The sequence below is a fragment of the Pseudomonas mandelii genome (assembly GCF_900106065.1).
GTDB classification, from domain to species: Bacteria; Pseudomonadota; Gammaproteobacteria; order Pseudomonadales; family Pseudomonadaceae; genus Aquipseudomonas; species Aquipseudomonas mandelii.
This window is the reverse complement of the sequence record NZ_LT629796.1, coordinates 1,783,675-1,805,111: the sequence shown is the minus strand read 5'-3', so window position 1 is coordinate 1,805,111 and position 21,437 is coordinate 1,783,675. Positions and strand designations below refer to the sequence as shown.

At 60.6% G+C, this 21,437-nt stretch carries 16 protein-coding genes and 1 pseudogene; 16 read left to right on the top strand and 1 reads right to left on the bottom strand.

The features are described from left to right. Nucleotides 1-203: 203 nt before the first annotated feature. From hutU to BLU63_RS08015, 16 genes and pseudogenes are all read left to right on the top strand, one after another. The gene (gene hutU / locus BLU63_RS08090) at nucleotides 204-1,892 is read left to right on the top strand and encodes a urocanate hydratase (RefSeq protein ID WP_083375241.1); all 1,689 of its coding nucleotides are present in this window, start codon (nucleotides 204-206) and stop codon (nucleotides 1,890-1,892) included. A gap of 111 nt (nucleotides 1,893-2,003) precedes the next feature. Continuing rightward, the gene (locus tag BLU63_RS08085; protein ID WP_083375240.1) at nucleotides 2,004-3,476 is read left to right on the top strand and encodes a purine-cytosine permease family protein; all 1,473 of its coding nucleotides are present in this window, start codon (nucleotides 2,004-2,006) and stop codon (nucleotides 3,474-3,476) included. Nucleotides 3,477-3,545: 69 nt separating this feature from the next. After that, a complete protein-coding gene (locus BLU63_RS08080; RefSeq protein WP_010464521.1) occupies nucleotides 3,546-4,514 on the top strand; it encodes an ABC transporter substrate-binding protein in 969 nt (322 codons plus the stop codon). 70 nt (nucleotides 4,515-4,584) lie between these two features. Next, on the top strand, nucleotides 4,585-5,436 hold the full coding sequence (locus tag BLU63_RS08075; RefSeq protein ID WP_010464518.1) for an ABC transporter permease: 852 nt from the start codon (nucleotides 4,585-4,587) through the stop codon (nucleotides 5,434-5,436). Further along, entirely contained in the window at nucleotides 5,433-6,263 is an 831-nt protein-coding gene (locus BLU63_RS08070) for a quaternary amine ABC transporter ATP-binding protein (RefSeq protein WP_010464516.1), read from the top strand. The genes BLU63_RS08075 and BLU63_RS08070 overlap by 4 nt, the downstream gene beginning before the upstream one ends. Before the next feature lie 133 nt (nucleotides 6,264-6,396). Then, nucleotides 6,397-7,920, top strand: coding sequence for a histidine ammonia-lyase (hutH, locus tag BLU63_RS08065; protein ID WP_083375239.1), 1,524 nt, complete (start codon nucleotides 6,397-6,399; stop codon nucleotides 7,918-7,920). Between the two features lie 120 nt (nucleotides 7,921-8,040). After that, nucleotides 8,041-9,573, top strand: coding sequence for a histidine ammonia-lyase (gene hutH / locus BLU63_RS08060; protein WP_010464511.1), 1,533 nt, complete (start codon nucleotides 8,041-8,043; stop codon nucleotides 9,571-9,573). 132 nt (nucleotides 9,574-9,705) lie between these two features. Continuing rightward, on the top strand, nucleotides 9,706-10,911 hold the full coding sequence (hutI, locus tag BLU63_RS08055; protein WP_083375238.1) for an imidazolonepropionase: 1,206 nt from the start codon (nucleotides 9,706-9,708) through the stop codon (nucleotides 10,909-10,911). Nucleotides 10,912-10,921: 10 nt separating this feature from the next. Then, nucleotides 10,922-11,725 (top strand): N-formylglutamate deformylase, encoded by an 804-nt coding sequence (gene hutG / locus BLU63_RS08050; protein ID WP_083375237.1) that lies wholly within the window; start codon nucleotides 10,922-10,924, stop codon nucleotides 11,723-11,725. Between the two features lie 311 nt (nucleotides 11,726-12,036). Beyond that, nucleotides 12,037-12,993, top strand: a complete 957-nt coding sequence (locus BLU63_RS08045) for a choline ABC transporter substrate-binding protein (RefSeq protein WP_083375236.1) — start codon at nucleotides 12,037-12,039, stop codon at nucleotides 12,991-12,993. 137 nt (nucleotides 12,994-13,130) lie between these two features. Continuing rightward, nucleotides 13,131-14,048, top strand: coding sequence for an alpha/beta hydrolase (locus BLU63_RS08040; protein WP_083375235.1), 918 nt, complete (start codon nucleotides 13,131-13,133; stop codon nucleotides 14,046-14,048). 105 nt (nucleotides 14,049-14,153) lie between these two features. Next, on the top strand, nucleotides 14,154-15,125 hold the full coding sequence (pip, locus tag BLU63_RS08035) for a prolyl aminopeptidase (RefSeq protein ID WP_010464501.1): 972 nt from the start codon (nucleotides 14,154-14,156) through the stop codon (nucleotides 15,123-15,125). Next, complete coding sequence (gene dtd / locus BLU63_RS08030) at nucleotides 15,122-15,559, top strand: D-aminoacyl-tRNA deacylase (protein WP_010464499.1); 438 nt, start codon at nucleotides 15,122-15,124, stop codon at nucleotides 15,557-15,559. Before pip ends, dtd begins: the two co-directional genes overlap by 4 nt. A 276-nt stretch (nucleotides 15,560-15,835) precedes the next feature. Then, entirely contained in the window at nucleotides 15,836-17,674 is a 1,839-nt protein-coding gene (locus BLU63_RS08025; RefSeq protein WP_083375234.1) for a glucan biosynthesis protein, read from the top strand. After that, nucleotides 17,667-20,237, top strand: a complete 2,571-nt coding sequence (mdoH, locus tag BLU63_RS08020; protein WP_010464496.1) for a glucans biosynthesis glucosyltransferase MdoH — start codon at nucleotides 17,667-17,669, stop codon at nucleotides 20,235-20,237. The genes BLU63_RS08025 and mdoH overlap by 8 nt, the downstream gene beginning before the upstream one ends. An 84-nt stretch (nucleotides 20,238-20,321) precedes the next feature. Further along, a pseudogene (locus BLU63_RS08015) lies at nucleotides 20,322-20,489 on the top strand (peptide ABC transporter ATP-binding protein); the annotation flags it as partial. Between the two features lie 126 nt (nucleotides 20,490-20,615). Here BLU63_RS08015 and BLU63_RS33750 read toward each other — a convergent pair. After that, entirely contained in the window at nucleotides 20,616-21,320 is a 705-nt protein-coding gene (locus tag BLU63_RS33750; RefSeq protein ID WP_371918554.1) for a methyl-accepting chemotaxis protein, read from the bottom strand. Nucleotides 21,321-21,437 lie beyond the last annotated feature (117 nt).

The window sequence follows — 21,437 nt, the reverse complement described above, 5'->3', positions numbered from 1 at the left end:
CGTTTAAAACTTTTCTTGAACGCCCCTCCAACAAGTTGGCCGCTTGATTGCATATGCTTGTATGTACAAGTAAAGACGTATGCGTATGAGTCGGCCGAGACTCCTCGCAACGTCCACTGATTCGCTTGTGGCGCAACAGTGCGCACAGGCTGGCTGACCCACCGCCAGGGTTGGTTTGGATTGATCGCTGAGGAGTCTTTTTCGTGACTGACAATACCCAGAAACCTACTAAATACCGTGATGTTGAAATCCGTGCCGCCCGCGGTAACAAGCTGACCGCCAAGAGCTGGCTGACCGAAGCGCCGCTGCGCATGCTGATGAACAACCTCGACCCGGAAGTTGCCGAGAACCCTAAAGAACTGGTGGTTTACGGTGGTATCGGTCGTGCGGCGCGTAACTGGGAATGCTACGACAAGATCGTCGAAAGCCTGACCAACCTGAATGACGACGAGACCCTGCTGGTGCAATCCGGCAAGCCGGTCGGCGTGTTCAAGACACACACCAATGCTCCGCGCGTGCTGATTGCCAACTCCAACCTGGTGCCACACTGGGCGAGCTGGGAGCACTTCAACGAACTCGACGCCAAAGGCCTGGCCATGTACGGCCAGATGACTGCCGGCAGCTGGATCTACATCGGCAGCCAGGGCATCGTCCAGGGCACTTACGAAACCTTCGTCGAAGCCGGTCGCCAACATTACAACGATGACCTGAAAGGTCGTTGGGTCCTGACCGCAGGCCTCGGCGGCATGGGTGGCGCTCAGCCTCTGGCTGCAACCCTGGCCGGTGCTTGCTCGCTGAACATCGAATGCCAGCAGGTGAGCATCGATTTCCGCCTGAACAGCCGTTATGTCGATGAACAAGCCACCGACCTCGACGACGCCCTGGCCCGCATCGAAAAATACACCAAGGAAGGCAAGGCGATTTCCATCGCGCTGCTGGGTAACGCGGCAGAAATCCTGCCGGAACTGGTCAAGCGCGGCGTGCGCCCGGACATGGTCACCGACCAGACCAGCGCCCACGACCCGCTCAACGGTTACCTGCCGGCCGGCTGGACCTGGGAAGAGTACCGCGCTCGCGCCAAGACCGAGCCTGCTGCCGTGGTCAAAGCCGCCAAGCAATCGATGGCCGTGCACGTTAAAGCGATGCTCGAATTCCAGAAAATGGGTATTCCGACCTTCGACTACGGCAACAACATCCGTCAGATGGCGCAAGAAGAAGGCGTCGAGAACGCATTCGACTTCCCGGGTTTTGTACCGGCTTACATCCGTCCGCTGTTCTGCCGCGGCATCGGTCCATTCCGTTGGGCTGCACTGTCGGGTAACGCTGAAGACATCTACAAGACCGACGCGAAGGTTAAAGAGCTGATCCCGGACGACGCCCACCTGCACAACTGGCTGGACATGGCCCGCGAGCGCATCAGCTTCCAGGGTCTGCCGGCCCGTATCTGCTGGGTTGGCCTGGGCCAGCGCGCCAAGCTGGGTCTGGCGTTCAACGAAATGGTGCGCAGCGGTGAGTTGTCCGCGCCAATCGTGATCGGTCGCGACCACCTGGACTCCGGTTCGGTCGCCAGCCCGAACCGCGAAACCGAATCGATGCAGGATGGCTCCGACGCTGTATCCGACTGGCCACTGCTCAACGCCTTGCTCAACACTGCGAGCGGCGCGACCTGGGTTTCCCTGCACCACGGCGGCGGCGTCGGCATGGGCTTCTCCCAGCACTCGGGCATGGTGATTGTCTGCGACGGTACTGACGAAGCGGCCGAGCGTATCGCTCGCGTCCTGCACAACGACCCGGCCACCGGTGTCATGCGTCACGCCGATGCGGGTTACCAGATCGCGATCGACTGCGCCAAGGAACAAGGGCTGAACCTGCCGATGATTACCGGCAAATAAACCAGGCTTTGGCCTGATGCAAAACCTGTAGGAGCGAGCGATGCGGCGCCCCGCATTGCTCGCTCCTACAGGGATCACCAACACCGACAAACAATCCACAGAGGTTGAACAATGGCTGTTAATGACGATCGTGCAGGCAGTAAACCGTTGATCGAGACACGTTCGATCGACTACATCCCGGAAGCGGAAAGACACGGTCGTCTGTTAAGCCAGTTCACCCTGTGGATGGGTGCCAACCTGCAGATCACCGCGATTGTCACCGGGGCGCTCGCCGTGGTGCTGGGCGGTGATGTGTTCTGGTCGCTGATCGGTCTGCTGATCGGTCAACTGCTGGGCGGTGGCGTGATGGCGTTGCATGCAGCGCAAGGGCCAAAACTTGGCCTGCCGCAGATGATCTCCAGCCGCGTACAGTTCGGCGTTTATGGTGCGGCCATCCCAATCGTGCTGGTCTGCCTGATGTACCTGGGCTTCACCGCAACGGGAACCGTGCTTTCCGGCCAGGCGCTGGGCCAGTTGTTTGGCGTCAGCGACAGCGTCGGTATCCTCATCTTCGCCAGTGTCATCGTGCTGGTCACGGTACTCGGTTATCGGGTGATCCATTTCATCGGCCGTGTCGCCAGCGTCATCGGCGTGATTGCCTTTGTTTATCTGTTCAGTCGTCTGATGAGCCAGACTGATGTGGGTGCACTCCTGCAAATCCGCCACTTCAGCTGGAGCAGCTTCCTGCTTGCGGTGTCCCTCGCGGCATCCTGGCAGATCGCCTTCGGTCCTTACGTGGCTGACTACTCGCGCTACCTGCCGAGCACGACTTCCTCGGTGAAAACTTTTTTCGCCGCTGGCGCGGGTTCGGTGATTGGTGCACAGGTGGCGATGATCCTCGGCGTGTTTGCCGCCGCTTCGGCCAACGGACAATTCGCCGGCCACGAAGTGGCCTATATCGTGGGTCTGGGCGGCACCGGTGCCACCGCTGCGCTGCTGTATTTCAGCATCGCGTTCGGCAAGGTCACCATCTCCACGCTGAACTCCTACGGCAGCTTCATGTGCATTGCGACCATCATCAGCGGTTTCCGTGGTCACCTGCAGGTATCGCGCTTGCAACGTCTGGTGTTCGTGCTGTTCATCGTCGGTACCGCCACCCTGATCGCGTTGCTCGGTCAGCACTCGTTCCTCGGTGCGTTCAAGTCCTTCATCCTGTTCCTGCTGGCGTTCTTTACGCCATGGAGTGCGATCAACCTGGTGGACTACTACTGCATCACTCGCGAGCGTTATGACGTGCCGGCGCTGGCCGATCCAAAGGGTCGCTATGGTCGTTGGAACCCACTCGGCATCAGCGTCTATGTCTTCGGTGTGCTGGTACAACTGCCATTCATCGCCACCAAGTTCTATACCGGTCCGCTGGTGGAAACCCTGGGTGGTGTGGATATTTCCTGGATCATCGGTCTGGTGCTTCCCGCAGCCCTGTACTACGTCTGTGCGAAAAAATGGCACGGCTCGGTACCCGATCACCTGATTCTGCCGGTTGAGCAGGACAGCGTTGTACAACAAAAAACAAGTGGGGCTGGTCGCGCTGCGGCGCAGGCCTGATTGGACGTGGACAGGGCTGGATGCCTCTTGACTGCCGTAAGCCAATTCATGATTAGGAGCGTCACTACAATGAAATCGAACAAGACCCTGCTGACCACATTGCTGTCCATGGGCCTGCTCGCCAGCGCCGGCGCCACTCAGGCTGCCGGTTGGTGCGAGTCGGGCAAACCGGTGAAGTTCGCCGGCCTGAACTGGGAAAGTGGCATGCTGCTGACCGACGTGATGCAAATCGTGTTGGAGAAGGGCTACGACTGTAAGACCGACAGCCTGCCGGGCAACTCCATCACCATGGAAAACGCCCTGAGCAGCAACGACATTCAAGTGTTCGCCGAAGAGTGGGTTGGCCGCAGCGAAGTCTGGAACAAGGCCGAGAAGGCCGGCAAGGTTGTCGGTGTCGGCGCTCCGGTCGTTGGCGCAATCGAAGGCTGGTACGTGCCGCGCTACGTGATCGAAGGCGACGCCAAGCGCAAGCTGGAGCCCAAGGCCCCGGACCTGAAAGCAATCGCCGACCTGGGTAAATACGCCGCCGTGTTCAAGGACCAGGAAGAGCCTTCCAAGGGCCGTTTCTACAACTGCCCGGCCGGCTGGACCTGTGAACTCGACAACAGCGAAATGCTGAAAAGCTACGGCCTGGAAAGCACCTACACCAACTTCCGTCCGGGCACCGGCCCGGCGCTGGATGCCGCGGTGCTGTCGAGCTACAAGCGTGGAGAGCCGATCCTGTTCTACTACTGGTCGCCCACCCCGCTGATGGGCCAGGTTGACCTGGTCAAACTTGAAGAGAAACCAGGCGTGAACAAGGAAGTGACCATCAAGGTCGGCCTGTCCAAGACGTTCCACGAGCAAGCCCCGGAACTGGTGGCGGTGCTGGAAAAGGTCAACCTGCCGATCGACCTGCTCAATCAGAACCTCGGGCGCATGGCCAAAGAGCGGATCGAGTCGCCAAAACTGGCCAAGATCTTCTTGAAGGAACATCCTGAAGTCTGGCACGCATGGGTAAGCGAAGACGCAGCCAAGAAAATCGACGCGGCCTTGTAGGTTGGGCCTCTCCGACTGTCGGCAACGGCAATCGGGTGCTTGATCGCAACCCCTTGATTGAGAGTCTCTTATGTTTCCCGAAAGCTTTACCTTTTCCATCGCCGACTGGGTCAACGGTTGGGTCGACTCGCTGGTCACCAACTACGGCGATGTGTTCCGGCATATCTCCGACACTCTGTTGTGGGCCATCGTCAATCTTGAAGGGTTGCTGCGTGCGGCGCCCTGGTGGCTGATGCTGGCCATCGTGGCGGGCGTTGCCTGGCACGCGACTCGTAAAGTGGTGACCACGGCAGTCATCGTCGGCCTGCTGTTCCTGGTGGGTGCGGTCGGCCTCTGGGACAAGCTAATGCAGACCCTGGCGCTGATGATGGTGGCCACGGTCATTTCGGTGCTGATCGGCATCCCGCTGGGCATTCTCTCGGCACGCAGCAATCGCCTGCGTTCGGTGCTGATGCCGTTGCTGGACATCATGCAGACCATGCCGAGTTTCGTGTACCTGATCCCGGTGCTGATGCTGTTCGGCCTGGGCAAGGTGCCGGCGATTTTCGCTACCGTGATCTACGCTGCGCCACCGCTGATCCGCCTGACCGACCTGGGCATCCGCCAGGTGGACGGTGAAGTGATGGAAGCGATCAACGCCTTCGGTGCCAACCGCTGGCAGCAACTGTTTGGCGTGCAACTGCCGCTGGCCCTGCCGAGCATCATGGCCGGGATCAACCAGACCACCATGATGGCCCTGTCGATGGTGGTGATTGCCTCGATGATTGGCGCCCGTGGCTTGGGTGAAGACGTGTTGGTGGGGATTCAGACCCTCAACGTCGGACGTGGCCTGGAAGCCGGTCTGGCGATCGTGATTCTGGCAGTGGTCATCGACCGCATTACTCAGGCGTATGGTCGGCCACGGCATGAGGTGAGCAAATGAACGACGCAACCGTGAGCAAAATCGAAGTCAAAAACGTCTTCAAGATTTTCGGCAACCGCTCCAAGGACGCGCTGGGCATGATTGGCCAGGGCAAAACCAAGGATCAGGTGCTGGCCGAAACCGGCTGCGTGGTCGGCGTGAACGACTTGTCGTTGAGCATCGGCACCGGCGAAATCTTCGTGATCATGGGCCTTTCGGGTTCCGGCAAATCGACCCTGGTGCGCCACTTCAACCGCCTGATCGACCCCACCAGCGGCGCGATCCTGGTGGACGGCGTGGACATCCTGCAATACGACATGGAAGCCCTGCGCGAATTTCGCCGGCACAAGATCAGCATGGTGTTCCAGAGCTTCGGCCTGCTGCCGCACAAGACCGTGATCGACAATGTCGCCTACGGCCTGAAAGTGCGTGGCGAGAGCAAGCAAATGTGCTCCGAGCGTGCGCTGCACTGGATCAATACCGTGGGCCTGAAAGGCTACGAAAACAAATACCCGCACCAGCTCTCGGGCGGCATGCGTCAGCGTGTTGGCCTGGCCCGCGCCTTGGCGGCAGACACCGACATCATCCTGATGGACGAGGCCTTCAGTGCGCTTGATCCGTTGATCCGCGCGGAGATGCAGGACCAGTTGCTGGAACTGCAAAAGACCCTGCACAAGACCATCGTCTTTATCACCCACGACCTCGATGAGGCCGTGCGCATAGGTAACCGCATCGCGATCCTCAAGGACGGCCGCCTGATCCAGGTGGGCACGCCGAGAGAGATCCTGCATTCGCCGGCGGATGAGTATGTGGACCGGTTCGTCCAGCGTCGGGCGGCGGTGGTTTAAAGGTTTGCGGCGGTTGTGCCGGCCTATTCGCGAGCAGGCTCGCTCCCACAATTGGAATGCGTACCCTGTGGGAGCGAGCCTGCTCGCGAAAGCGTCGGCAAAGCTGCATCAATATTCAGGTAAGAGGTCAAAGATGTCCCAGGCTGAAAAAATCGTTATCGCCGACGCCCCGTTGCGTTGGCAGGATGTGGTTGCCGTCGCCCGTCATGGCGCTCAGCTTGAGCTGTCGGCCCAGGCCTGGGCGCGGATCGAGAATGCCCAGGCGATCGTCCAGCGCATCGTCGCCAGCGGCGAGCGAGCGTATGGCGTCAACACGGGCCTGGGTGCGTTGTGCAACGTCTCGCTCAAAGACGAACAACTGAGCCAGCTGTCGCGCAACACCTTGCTCAGCCACGCTTGTGGCGTTGGCGCTCCGCTGGCCGACGAGCAGACCCGTGCAATCATGTGCGCGGCGATCCGCAATTACAGCCATGGCAAATCCGGCATTCATCGCCGGGTGGTCGAAGCCCTCCTGGCGCTGCTCAATCGCGGCATCACCCCGCAAGTGCCGTCCCAGGGATCGGTCGGTTACCTGACCCACATGGCCCATATCAGCATCGCGCTGTTGGGTGTCGGCAATGTCAGTTATCGCGGGCAGATCGTTACCGCCCAGCAAGCCCTGGCCGAAGAAGGTCTGCAACCGGTTCAGTTGGGTGCCAAAGATGGCTTGTGCCTGGTCAACGGCACGCCGTGCATGTCCGGCCTCAGCTGTCTGGCGATTGCCGATGCGACGCGCCTGGTGCAATGGGCCGACGTGATCGGCGCCATGAGCTTCGAAGCCCAGCGTGGCCAGATCGCGGCGTTCGATGCCGAGATCATCGCGCTCAAACCGCATCCGGGCATGCAGCAGGTCGGCATCAATCTGCGAGCGTTGCTGGATGGCAGTGAAGTGATTGCATCGAGCAAAGGCATTCGCACGCAGGATGCGCTGAGCATCCGTTCAATCCCGCAAGTCCACGGTGCTGCACGGGATCAACTGGCGCACGCGATCCGCCAGATCGAAACCGAACTCAACGGCTGTACCGACAACCCGTTGCTGCTGGGTACGCCAGACAACTTCCGTGTCATGTCCCAGGCCAACCCGCATGGCCAATCCGTGGCCCTGGCGGCGGACTTGCTGGCCATCGCCATGGCCGAAATCGGCTCCATCGCCGAGCGTCGCCTGGACCGCTTGATCAACCCGCACGTCAGCGGCCTGCCAGCGTTTCTGGTGGCCAACCCCGGGGTGAACTCCGGGATGATGATTGTCCAGTACGTCGCCGCCTCGCTGTGCGCGGAAAATCGCCAATTGGCGCAACCGGCCGTGCTCGACAACTACGTTACCTCGGGCTTGCAGGAAGACCACTTGAGCATGGGCACCAACGCGGCGCTGAAGCTGCATCGCGCCCTGGAAAATTGCACGCAGATCCTCGCCATCGAGTACCTGCTGGCGGCCCAGGCGTTTGAATTTCTCAAGGAACAGCGTTTTGGCGCTGGCACCGATGCCGCGTGGCGTCTGCTGCGTGAACGCGTCCCGGCCTACGACCAGGACCGCTGGCTGGCGCCGGACATTGCCGCCGCTGCCGGCGTGTTGAAAGATCCGATTTTGCTGCACAAGGCGTTACCGAACCTCAACTGATTCCTACATCAAACCAGCGTGCCAAGGCGCCAGCCCCCCACGAGGCGGGAAGCGACGGACAACGGACATTTCCGGAGCGTCTGGTTAGTTAACAAAAAGACTCTCAAAAGGAGAATAAAAGTGACTGCGCTAAATTTGATTCCCGGCCAACTGAGCCTTGCCCAACTGCGTGATATCTATCAGCAGCCGGTCAAAATCACCCTCGACAACAGTGCATCAAAGCAGATCGAAGCCAGCGTTGCCTGCGTGGAACAGATCCTCGCCGAGAACCGCACCGCCTACGGCATCAACACCGGTTTTGGCCTTCTGGCTTCGACCCGCATCGCCAGCGAAGACCTGGAAAACCTGCAGCGCTCGCTGGTGCTGTCCCATGCCGCCGGTGTCGGCGAGCCGATCAGCGACGCGCTGGTGCGGTTGGTCATGGTGCTCAAGGTCAACAGCCTGAGCCGTGGTTTCTCCGGCATTCGTCGCGTCGTGATTGACGCGTTGATCGCGCTGATCAACGCCGAGGTTTACCCGCACATTCCATTGAAAGGTTCAGTCGGTGCGTCCGGCGATTTGGCGCCTTTGGCGCACATGTCCCTGGTGTTGCTGGGTGAAGGCAAGGCCCGCTACAAAGGCGAGTGGATGGAAGCGACTGAAGCACTGAAAGTCGCCGGCCTGACGCCGTTGACCCTGGCGGCGAAAGAAGGCCTGGCGCTGCTCAACGGCACTCAGGTGTCGACCGCTTATGCGCTGCGCGGTCTGTTCGAAGGCGAAGATCTGTTCGCCGGTGCCGTGGCGATTGGTGCCCTGACGGTCGAAGCCGTGCTGGGTTCGCGTTCGCCGTTCGACGCACGCATCCACGCCGCCCGTGGCCAGAAAGGCCAGATCGACGCCGCTGCCGCTTACCGTGATCTGCTGGGCGAGCGCAGTGAAGTGTCCGACTCGCACCAGAACTGTGAAAAGGTCCAGGACCCGTACTCCCTGCGCTGCCAGCCGCAAGTCATGGGCGCCTGCCTGACTCAGTTCCGTCAGGCGGCCGAAGTGCTGGCCGTCGAAGCCAACGCCGTTTCCGATAACCCTCTGGTCTTCGCCGCTGAAGGCGACGTGATCTCCGGCGGTAACTTCCACGCCGAACCGGTGGCCATGGCCGCTGACAACATGGCCCTGGCCATCGCTGAAATCGGTTCCCTGAGCGAACGTCGCATCTCGCTGATGATGGACAAGCACATGTCGCAACTGCCGCCGTTCCTGGTGGCCAATGGCGGGGTGAACTCCGGTTTCATGATCGCCCAGGTGACTGCGGCGGCACTGGCTAGCGAGAACAAGGCGTTGTCCCATCCGCATTCGGTGGACAGCCTGCCGACTTCCGCGAACCAGGAAGACCACGTATCGATGGCACCGGCTGCCGGCAAGCGCTTGTGGGAAATGGCTGAAAACACGCGCGGTGTGTTGGCGGTGGAATGGTTGGCGGCGGTTCAGGGGCTGGATTTGCGTGAAGGTCTGAAGACTTCGGCGAAGCTGGAAAACGCCCGTGGGATTCTGCGTAAAGAAGTGCCGTTCTATGAGAAGGACCGCTTCTTTGCGCCGGACATCAATGCGGCGACTGAACTGTTGGCCACGCGTTGCCTGAATGAACTGGTGTCGGCCAGGCTTTTGCCGAGCCTTTAACCCCCACCCACCGATCGTTCCCACGCTCTGCGTGGGAATGCAGCCCGTGACGCTCCGCGTCACTGGACGCAGAGCGTCCCTAGAGGCATTCCCACGTGGAGCGTGGGAACGATCAAAGTCGAGGAACTCGGGATGAAAACTCTCTGGCAACACTGCCACGTCGCAACCATGGCGCAAGGCGTCTACTCGATCATCGAGGACGCGGCCATCGTGACGTCCGGTGCGCACATTGAGTGGGTCGGCCCGCGCAGTGAACTGCCGTCGGGTGAGTACCCGGCGGTCAATGATTTGAAAGGGGCCTGGGTCACCCCGGGCTTGATCGACTGTCACACCCACACGGTGTTCGGCGGTAACCGCAGCGGTGAATTCGAACAGCGCCTGAAAGGTGTCAGCTACGCGGAAATTGCAGCAGCCGGTGGCGGCATCGCCAGCACCGTGCGCGCCACCCGTGCAGCGACCGAAGATGAGCTGTTCGCCAGCGCCGCCAAGCGTCTGAAAAGCTTGATGCGCGACGGCGTGACCACGGTCGAAATGAAATCCGGCTACGGCCTCGACCTGGCCAGTGAACGCAAGATCCTGCGAGTCATCCGTCGTCTCGGCGCCGAACTGCCGGTCAGCGTGCGCAGCACGTGCCTGGCCGCTCATGCGTTGCCACCGGAATATGCGGATCGCGCCGACGACTACATCGATCACATCTGCGCTGAAATGCTCCCGGCCCTGGCCGCCGAAGGGCTGGTGGATGCGGTGGACGCGTTCTGCGAATACCTGGCCTTTTCGCCGGCACAGGTCGAGCGGGTGTTCATCACCGCACAAGAACTGGGTCTGCCGGTGAAGCTGCACGCCGAGCAATTGTCGTCGCTGCACGGTTCGAGCCTGGCGGCGCGTTACCACGCTCTGTCGGCCGATCACCTGGAATTCATGACCGAAGACGACGCCATCGCCATGGCCAGATCCGGCACCGTCGCGGTGCTGCTACCCGGTGCGTTTTACTTCCTGCGTGAAACCCAGTTGCCACCGATGGATGCCCTGTGCAAACACGGCGTGAAAATCGCCATCGCCAGCGACCTCAACCCCGGCACGTCACCGGCGCTGTCGTTGCGCTTGATGCTGAACATGGCCTGCACCTGTTTGCGCATGACCCCGGAAGAAGCCTTGGCGGGCGCGACCATTCATGCCGCCACCGCGCTGGGCATGGCTGACACTCACGGTTCGCTGGAAGCCGGCAAGGTCGCGGATTTCGTCGCCTGGCAAATCGATCGTCCCGCCGATCTGTCGTACTGGCTGGGCGGTGACCTGGAAAAACGCGTCGTGCGTCACGGCGTCGAAACGAGCGTTTAGGAGAGCAGTTGTGGATAAGGTTCTGAACTTCAAACAAGGCCGCGTGCCGCTGCTGATCAGCATGCCCCACGCCGGCCTGCGCCTGACTCCGGCGGTGGAAGCCGGGTTGATCCCCGATGCGCGCAGCCTGCCGGACACGGACTGGCACATTCCCCAACTTTATGAGTTCGCTGCCGAACTGGGCGCCAGTACATTGGCTGCCGAGTACTCGCGCTTCGTCATCGACTTGAACCGTCCGTCTGACGACAAGCCGCTGTATGTCGGCGCCACCACCGGTCTGTATCCGGCGACGCTGTTCGACGGTATTCCGTTGTTCCGTGAAGGGATGGAACCGTCGGCGGCGGAACGAGCGACGTATCTGGAGCAGGTGTGGACGCCGTATCACACCACCCTGCAGAACGAACTGGCGCGACTCAAAGCCGAGTTCGGCTACGCGCTGCTGTTCGATGCGCATTCGATCCGCTCGATCATCCCGCACCTGTTCGACGGCAAGCTGCCGGACTTCAACCTCGGCACCTTCAACGGCGCCAGTTGCGATCCACAATTGGCCACTCAGCTGGAAGCGATCTGCGCCAGGCAGACCGATTACAGCCACGTGCTGAACGGTCGCTTCAAGGGCGGCCACATCACCCGGCATTACGGCAACCCGGCCGAAAACATCCATGCGGTGCAACTGGAGCTAGGGCAGTGCACGTACATGGAAGAGTTTGAGCCGTTTCGCTATCGCCCGGACCTCGCGGCGCCGACGCAGGTTGTGCTCAAGGAATTGCTGCAAGGCCTGCTGGCCTGGGGCCAAAAGCACTACAACGCGTAACCCTGTGGGAGCGCGCTTTTGTGGCGAGGGCGCTTGCTCCCGCTCGGCGGCGAAGCCGTCGTAAACCCGGCGAGTCGGGTGTATCTGATAACACTCGGTTGAATGGGTTGGGGACTGATTCGCAACTCAGCGGGAGCAAGCTCCCTCGCCACAGGGTGGGGTTGGTCTCGCTACCTGAGCGGAACGGTCGCCACCGTGCAAATCTCGGTCGCTACAGTTCGCTTTTACCCTCTCGACGCTGCGTAATGTGCTGGTCACGGTGCAAGAAGACACCGGCCCTCACAATAATCTGCCGCACGAGAACGCTCTCTATGACAAGCACCAAAGGTTTGTTCACCCGCTGTCTCTCAATCCTCTGCGGCACCGCTCTTCTGAGCACTAGCGTCCTGGCCAGTGACGACGCGTCCTGCAAGGCCGTGCGCATGGGCGTGGTCAACTGGACCGACGTGATCGCCACCAGCGGCATGGCTGACGTATTGCTCAACGGCCTCGGCTACGAAAGCAAGCAAACCAGCGCCGTGCAGCAAATCATCTTTGCCGGCATCCGCGACAAACGCCTCGATATTTTCCTCGGTTACTGGAAACCGGCGATGGACAAGAACATCGCGCCGTTCCTTGATGCCAAACAAGTGAAGGTCCTGGATAAGCCGAGCCTGGCCGACGCGCAGGCAACGCTCGCGGTGCCTCAGTACGTTGCGGACGCCGGGCTGAAAACCTTCGCCGACATCGCCAAGTTCAAAGACAAGCTCGGCGGCAAGATCTATGGCATCGAGCCCGGCAGTGGCGCCAACACCACGATCAAAACCATGATCGAGACCAATCACTTCGGCTTGAAAGACTTCAAGCTGATCGAGTCCGGTGAGGCCGGCATGCTCGCGGCCGTTCAGCGGGCGGTGAACCGTAAGGAGTTCGTGGTGTTCGTCGGTTGGACTCCGCACCCGATGAACATCAACATGAAAATCGCCTACCTGACCGGCAGCGAAGACGTTTATGGCCCCAACGAAGGCGCAGCGACGGTCTCGACTGTGACGTCCCCGGACTATGCCGAACGTTGCCCGAACGTGAACCGTTTGCTGGAGAACCTGACTTTCACCGCCGCTCAGGAAAGCCAGTTGATGGTGCCGATCATGGAGCGCAAGACGCCTCAGGACGTTGCCCGGCAATGGCTGCGTGATCATCCCGAAGACCTTCAGCGCTGGCTGGCCGGTGTGACCAGCTTTGAGGGCAAGGAGGGCGTGGCGACCGTTCTGGCCAGCTTGAAGCCCTAAACGCAAAACCTGTGGGAGCGAGCCTGCTCGCGAAGACGGAGTGTCAGTCGACATCAATGTTGACTGACACTCCGCTTTCGCGAGCGGGGCTCGCTCCCACAGGGGTTGGCCCCATCTCCTGAACGGGCACCAGACCCATGAAGCCTTACCCGATTTCTGAACAAATGTCGGCATTCGTCGAGAAAACCGTCAGCTTCAACAGCACCGACAGCAGCCTCGACGGTTTGCGCCAGGCCTACAGCACGATGTGCCGGGCGTTCACTCCGCCACGTCCCGCCGGGCTCTACGTGGTCGATTTCGAGTTGGCCGGTGTGTCGGTCCGATCCTATCAACCGCCGGTTTCACCTCCGACCGGCGGTGGACCGTGCATCGTGTATCTGCATGGCGGTGGTTGGGTGGTAGGGGATCTGGAATCCCACGATTTCATCTGCGCCGAACTGGCGTCGACACTCGGCGTACTGGTGATCGCGGTCGATTACCGATTGGCGCCGGAACATCCTTTTCCGGCGGCGTTCAATGATTGCCTGGGAGTCTGGCGCGCGCTGCGAAGCGGACCTTTTCGGCTTGATCCCGGACGAACGCTGGTGGCGGGGGACAGTGCCGGTGGCAATCTGGCTGCTGCGTTGTGTCTGGCGCTGCGGGATGCGGGCGAGCCGGTCCCGGCGGCGCAGGTTTTGATCTATCCGGGGCTGGGCGGTGATCGCTCGTTGCCGTCGCGTAGCGAATGCATCGACGCGCCATTGCTCGCCAGCAGTGATGTGGATTGTTATCACGCCCTGTACTTGCGCGGCACCCGACAGCCGGGCGCCTATGCGATGCCGTTGCTCGCCGGACACTTCGGCGGGCTGCCGCCGGCATTGATTGCCGTGGCGCAATTCGATCCGCTGCGCGATGACGGCGTGCTCTATGCCGAGCATCTCCAGGCCGCGGGTGTGCCCACCACGCTTTACTATGGAAAAGGGCTGGTTCATGGCTGTTTGCGGGCCCGGGGCCAGGTCGCCGAGGTCGACTTGCTGTATGAAACGCTGCTCGGGTTTTTGGCTGACAGGTTATGACGCTGCAAGGGGCATGCTCATTGGCGTAATTCGGGTTTATGATGCCGGACGGCAGAATAATAGAAGTCCCCCCAGGGATGACCTCGACCCCTTACGGAGCGCGCAATGCAGACTTTGTACCCGCAGATCAAACCCCACGCCCGGCACGATCTGGCCGTCGATGAAACTCACACCCTGTATGTCGACGAAAGCGGTTCACCGGAAGGTTTGCCGGTGGTGTTCATCCACGGCGGCCCCGGTGCCGGGTGTGATGCCCAGAGTCGACGGTACTTCGATCCGAACATGTACCGCATCGTGACCTTCGACCAGCGCGGTTGCGGGCGTTCCACGCCCCACGCCAGTCTTGAAAACAACACCACCTGGGATCTGGTCGCCGACCTTGAGCGCATTCGCAAACACCTGGGCATCGAAAAATGGGTGCTGTTTGGCGGCTCTTGGGGCTCGACCCTGGCGCTGGCCTACGCGCAAACCCACCCGGAGCGTGTACACGGTCTGATCCTGCGCGGGATTTTTCTCTGCCGTCCGCAGGAAATCGAGTGGTTCTACCAGTGTGGCGCCAGCCGTCTGTTCCCCGATTACTGGCAGGACTATGTCGCGCCGATTCCATTGGATGAGCGCGGCGACCTGCTCAGCGCTTTCCACAAGCGCCTGACCGGCAACGATCAGATCGCCCAGATGCATGCGGCCAAGGCCTGGTCCACCTGGGAAGGCCGGACCGCGACCTTGCGTCCGAATCCGCTGGTGGTCGATCGCTTCTCCGAGCCGCAGCGCGCATTGTCCATCGCACGTATCGAATGTCACTACTTCACCAACAATGCCTTCCTCGAGCCGAACCAGCTGATTCGCGACATGGGCAAGATCGCCCATTTGCCTGGCGTGATCGTCCACGGTCGTTATGACGTGATCTGCCCACTGGACAATGCCTGGGAACTGCATCAGGCCTGGCCGAACAGTGAACTCCAGGTGATCCGCGACGCCGGCCACGCCGCGTCCGAGCCGGGCATCACCGATGCACTGGTGCGTGCCGCCGGGCAGATGGCTCGCCGCTTGCTCGACCTGCCGCCCGAAGAAGCATGAAAGGCCTGCTGCAACGCGTGCATGGCGCGCGAGTCGAGGTAGCGGGGGAAGTGGTGGGGGCGGTCGATCAGGGATTATTGGTGCTGGTGGCGGTAGAGCCCGAGGATACTCGTGCCAGCGCCGACAAACTTCTGCATAAACTGCTTAACTATCGAGTATTCAGTGACGCCGAGGGCAAGATGAATCTGTCTTTGGCGGATGTAGGCGGCGGGTTGCTGCTGGTCTCGCAGTTCACCCTGGCCGCAGACACCAAGAGCGGGTTGCGCCCGAGTTTTTCGACCGCTGCCCCTCCGGCCCTGGGCGAGGAGCTTTTCGACTATTTATTAAGCAAAGCGAAACAGGTGCATGGCACTGTGGCATCAGGTAGATTCGGCGCGGATATGCAGGTGCACTTGGTCAACGATGGCCCGGTCACCTTCCTGTTACAGACGTGAAAGCACTTGAAACATGTTTTTCAGGGCTTTTCGACTGAAAACAGGGGTTTTTCGCGATAAATACTTTGTTACCCCTGATGCGTTGTAACGCGGCCTACTAGATAATCGCGCGCTACGGGGATCAGCGTTCGTTGGTCCATTTTGACTTAGGTAGAGACTTGTCCGAGACCTGTTGGGGAATCATTTAGCCCCATAGGAGTCGGAACAATGCTCGCCAACCTGGCATATAGATAGCTGGCCGTTGGTTTTTTGATCTGTTTTCGGCGAGGGTTGCTCGTGATTGTTACTCCCTGTAATGCACCAAAATTGACTGCCAAACGGTTCCGAAGCGCTCTGGTAGCGGGCTCTGCACTGCTCTGCTTGCTCAGCGCCGGCCAGATTTGGGCATTCAATCTGGAGGATGTATCGGTCAAGGCGAAAGAGCTGGCCGGACAAAAATACGAAGCCCCGCGCAGTAACCTGCCGAACGAATTCCGCGAAATGAAATTCGCGGACTATCAAAAAATTCGTTTCCGCACTGAAAAAGCCGAGTGGGCCGATCAGAAAACCCCGTTCAAGCTTTCGTTCTATCACCAGGGCATGCACTTCGACACGCCGGTGAAAATCAACGAAATCACGGCTAACACCGTCGAAGAGATCAAATACGACCCAACTCGTTTCGATTTCGGCGATGTGAAGTTCGATCCTAAAGCTACCGAACAACTGGGTTATGCCGGTTTCCGTGTGCTTTACCCGATCAACAAGGCCGATAAGCAAGACGAAATCATGACCATGCTCGGCGCGAGCTACTTCCGCGTTGTCGGCAAGGGTCACACCTATGGCTTGTCCGCTCGCGGCATGGCCATCGATACCGCATTGCCGTCCGGCGAAGAATTCCCGCGCTTCACCGAATTCTGGATTCAACGGCCAAAACCGGGTGACAAACACCTGGTGATCTTCGCGCTGCTGGATTCGCCACGCGCCACCGGTGCTTATCGTCTGACCCTGCGTCCTGGCAGCGACACCATTGTCGACGTCAAGGCCCGCATGTTCCTGCGTGACAAGGTCACCAAGCTTGGCGTTGCGCCGCTGACCAGCATGTTCCTGTTCGGCGCCAACCAGCCGTCGAAAGTGCTGAACTACCGTCGTGAACTGCACGATTCCAGCGGTCTGTCGATTCATGCCGGCAACGGCGAATGGATCTGGCGTCCACTGAACAATCCAAAACACTTGGCCGTGAGCAACTACTCGATCGAAAACCCGCGTGGTTTCGGCTTGCTGCAACGTGGCCGCGACTTTAGCCACTACGAAGACCTCGACGACCGCTACGACAAGCGCCCAAGTGCCTGGATCGAACCAAAAGGCGATTGGGGCAAGGGTTCCGTCGATCTGGTAGAGATTCCGACTGCCGACGAAACCAACGACAATATCGTTGCGTTCTGGAGCCCGGAAAAACTGCCTGAGCCTGGTCAGCCGCTGGACGTCGCCTATCGCATGCACTGGACCATCGACGAAGCCGCACTTCACGCACCGGACAGCGCCTGGGTCCAACAGACCCTGCGTTCCACGGGTGACGTGAAACAGTCCAACCTGATCCGTCAGCCGGATGGCAGCGTTGCCTATCTGGTGGACTTCGAAGGTCCGTCCCTGGCAGCACTGCCGGAAACCGCGGACGTTCGCAGCCAGGTCAGCGTGGGCGACAATGCCGAGCTGGTCGAAAACAGCGTGCGTTACAACCCTGAAACCAAGGGCTGGCGCCTGACCCTGCGGATGAAAATCAAGGATCCGGGCAAGCCTACCGAGATGCGTGCGGCACTGGTCGAGAACATCGTGCCGGGCGACCTCTCCAAGAACTCGCTGCCAGTCTCCAACTCTTCGGTTGCCAAGGCCGATAAAGTGGCCGCCAAGCAACAAGAGAAGGCGGACAAGGAAGCCAAGGAAGCCAAGGACGCCAAGCAAGCCGAAGCCAAGCAGGCTGACGCCAAGCCAGTTGCCGATACCAAGGAAAAGGACAAGGACAACAAAGACGCCAAGCAGCCTGTTGCTGCGGACGCGGCCCCAGCCACACCGGAATCGGCAGCGACGGAAGAAGTCCTGACCGAGACCTGGAGCTACCAGTTGCCTGCCGATGAGTAATTCTCAACTACAGCCAGAGACTCTTGCCGAGTATCTGGCGCATCTACCGATGACCGACCAGCAGCGCGCGGAACTCGCGGGCTGCCAGTCCTTCAGCGAACTGCACCAACGTCTGTCGTCTTCGACGTTCGACGCTCCGACCGAGGCTGCCCAAGCCTCGGTGGGCCGTCGCCTGACCCTGAGCACTGCTGAAGAACTGGAAGAAGCGGAAATGCTGGCGGTCGACGCCAGTGGTCGGGTTTGCCTCAAGGCCACCCCGCCGATCCGTCGGACCAAAGTCGTGCCGGAGCCGTGGCGCACCAACATTCTGGTGCGTGGCTGGCGGCGTCTGACCGGTCGCACCAATCCCCCGGCCCCGCCGAAGGACGAGAACGTGCTGCCGGCGGCTCGCTGGCGCACCGTCGGTTCGATCCGCCGTTACATTCTGCTGGTCCTGATGCTTGGCCAGACCATCGTCGCCGGCTGGTACATGAAAGGCATCATGCCGTACCAGGGCTGGTCGTTCGTCGACCTGAACGAGGTTCTGCACCAGCCGATCCTGAAAACCGTCACGCAAGTGCTGCCGTATGCGCTGCAAACCAGCATCCTGATTCTGTTCGGGATTCTGTTCTGCTGGGTCTCGGCCGGTTTCTGGACGGCGCTGATGGGCTTCCTCGAATTGCTCACTGGCCACGACAAATACCGGATCTCCGGTAAAAGTGCTGGCAACGAGCCGATTGCCAAGGACGCGCGCACTGCACTGGTGATGCCGATCTGCAACGAAGACGTGCCACGGGTGTTTGCCGGTTTGCGTGCGACCTTCGAGTCGGTTGCAGCCACGGGTGACCTGGATCGCTTCGACTTCTTCGTCCTCAGTGACAGTAATGACGCGGACATCTGCGTGGCCGAGCAGCAAGCCTGGCTGGACGTCTGCCGTGAAGCCAAGGGTTTCGGCAAGATTTTCTATCGCCGTCGTCGCCGTCGTGTGAAACGTAAAAGCGGCAACCTCGACGACTTCTGCCGTCGCTGGGGCGGTGACTACAAGTACATGGTCGTGCTCGACGCGGACTCCGTAATGAGCGGTGACTGCCTGACCAGCCTGGTGCGCTTGATGGAAGCCACGCCGGACGCCGGGATCATCCAGACCGCGCCGCGTGCGTCGGGCATGGACACCCTTTATGCGCGTATGCAGCAGTTTGCTACCCGCGTGTACGGTCCGTTGTTCACCGCCGGCCTGCACTTCTGGCAGTTGGGTGAATCCCACTACTGGGGCCACAACGCGATCATCCGCATGAAGCCGTTCATCGAGCACTGCGCCTTGGCGCCGTTGCCGGGTAAAGGTGCTTTTGCCGGTGCGATTCTGTCCCACGACTTCGTCGAAGCTGCGCTGATGCGCCGTGCCGGCTGGGGCGTGTGGATTGCCTACGATTTGCCGGGCAGCTACGAAGAACTGCCGCCGAACCTGCTGGACGAACTCAAGCGTGACCGTCGCTGGTGCCACGGTAACCTGATGAACTTCCGCCTGTTCCTGGTCAAGGGCATGCACCCGGTGCACCGTGCGGTGTTCCTGACCGGCGTGATGTCTTACCTGTCGGCACCGTTATGGTTCTTCTTCCTGGTGTTGTCGACGGCGCTGCTGGCGGTCAACACCTTGATGGAACCGCAGTACTTCCTTGAGCCGCGTCAGCTCTATCCGCTGTGGCCGCAATGGCACCCGGACAAAGCAATTGCGCTGTTCTCGACGACGATTGTGCTGTTGTTCCTGCCGAAGCTGTTGAGCATCATCCTGATCTGGGCCAAGGGCGCGAAAGAGTTCGGTGGCAAGTTCAAGGTGACCTTGTCGATGCTGCTGGAGATGCTGTTCTCCATGCTGCTGGCGCCGGTGCGGATGATTTTCCACACCCGTTTCGTCCTCGCCGCGTTCCTCGGCTGGGCCGCGACCTGGAATTCGCCACAACGTGACGACGACTCCACGCCATGGAGCGAAGCGGTCAAGCGCCACGGTCCGCAAACCTTGCTGGGCTTCTTCTGGGCCCTGCTGGTGGTCTGGCTGAACCCGAGCTTCCTGTGGTGGCTGGTGCCGATCGTCGGTTCGTTGATGCTGTCGATCCCGGTATCGGTGATTTCCAGTCGTGTCGGCCTGGGCCTCAAGTCCCGTGACGAAAGCCTGTTCCTGATCCCTGAGGAATACAATCCGCCGCAGGCGTTGCTGGCAACCGATCAGTACACCCACGAAAACCGTTGGCATGCACTGAACGACGGTTTCATCCGTGCGGTGGTCGATCCACAGCAGAACGCCTTGGCGTGCTCGCTGGCGACCTCGCGTCACGGTCAGGCCGAGCCGATCGAATGGTTGCGCATCGAGCGGGTGCGTCACGCATTGAAAGTCGGGCCTGACGGCCTGAACAACAATGAGCGTGTGCAATTGCTGAGCGACCCGGTGGCATTGGCTCGCTTGCATGAGCAGATCTGGAATGAAGGCCATCCCGAGTGGCTGGCAGCCTGGCGCAAATCGGTGAAAGCCGATCCCCATGCGCCGCTGCTACCGCTCAAACCACTGAGTGCGCAGCCTCAGTTGGCCTGACGAGAAACCCCGCGAAAGCGGGGTTTTTTTTGCGCTGCTGATCGTTAGAGCAACAATTCCTGCTTAAACCCTTGTGCAAACGGAGGCATGACCATGGTCTGCGTCACCCACGAGATGGGCTTTGCACGGGAAGTCGCGGATCGAGTGCTGTTCTTCGATCACGGCAAATTGCTGGAAGATGCCTCGCCGGCCGAGTTCTTCGATGCGCCGAAGGATCCGCGGGCGCAGGCCTTCTTGCGTCAGGTTTTGTAGCTTGAGCGCCTGTCGTGACGCCTTCGCGGGCAAGCCTCGCTCCTACAGTATTGTGTCGTGGCTCAATCGAGCGATACGCAAAGTCCTGTAGGCGCGAGGCTTGCCCGCGAAGGCATCACCTCGGTTTCAAACCTTGAACCTGCCCACCAGCATCTGCAGATGCGTCCCCAGGCGCGCCAGCTCGACGCTGGACGCCGCGGTCTCTTCACTGGCTGCCGAGGTCTGCTCGGACACATCGCGCACGTTCAGCACGCTCCGGTTGATCTCCTCGGCCACTGCGGTTTGCTGCTCGGCAGCGGCGGCAATCTGCTGGTTCATCGATTGAATCGCCGACACCGTGCGGGTGATGCTTTCCAGCGAGCTACCGGCGCGGCGGGTCAGTTCGACGCTGCTGTCGGTCAGGCTGCGGCTGTTGTCCATGATGGTCGCCACTTGCTGGGTGCCGGTTTGCAGGCCGACGATCAGCTCTTCGATTTCCTCGGTGGACTTCTGAGTGCGCTGGGCCAGGCTGCGCACCTCGTCGGCGACCACCGCGAAACCACGTCCGGCCTCACCGGCACGGGCGGCTTCAATCGCGGCGTTGAGGGCCAGAAGGTTGGTTTGTTGGGCCACGGATTTGATCACGTCCAGCACGCTGCCGATCTTGTCGCTCTCGCGTTTCAGATCACCCATGGCCGCTGTGGAATTGCCGACCTCAAGGGCCAGGCGCTCGATCTGAGCGATGGCCTCTCCGACCACTTTGTCACCTTCGCGGGCCTGCTGATCGGCGGCGACGGCGGCTTCGGAGGCTTCTTCGGCGTTTCGCGCGACTTCCTGCACGGTGGCCGTCATTTCGTTCATTGCCGTGGCCACCTGATCGGTCTCGACCTTCTGGCTGTTGACCCCGGCGCTGGTCTGTTCGGTGACGGCGGACAGTTCTTCGGCGGCGCTGGCGATTTGCGTTACGCC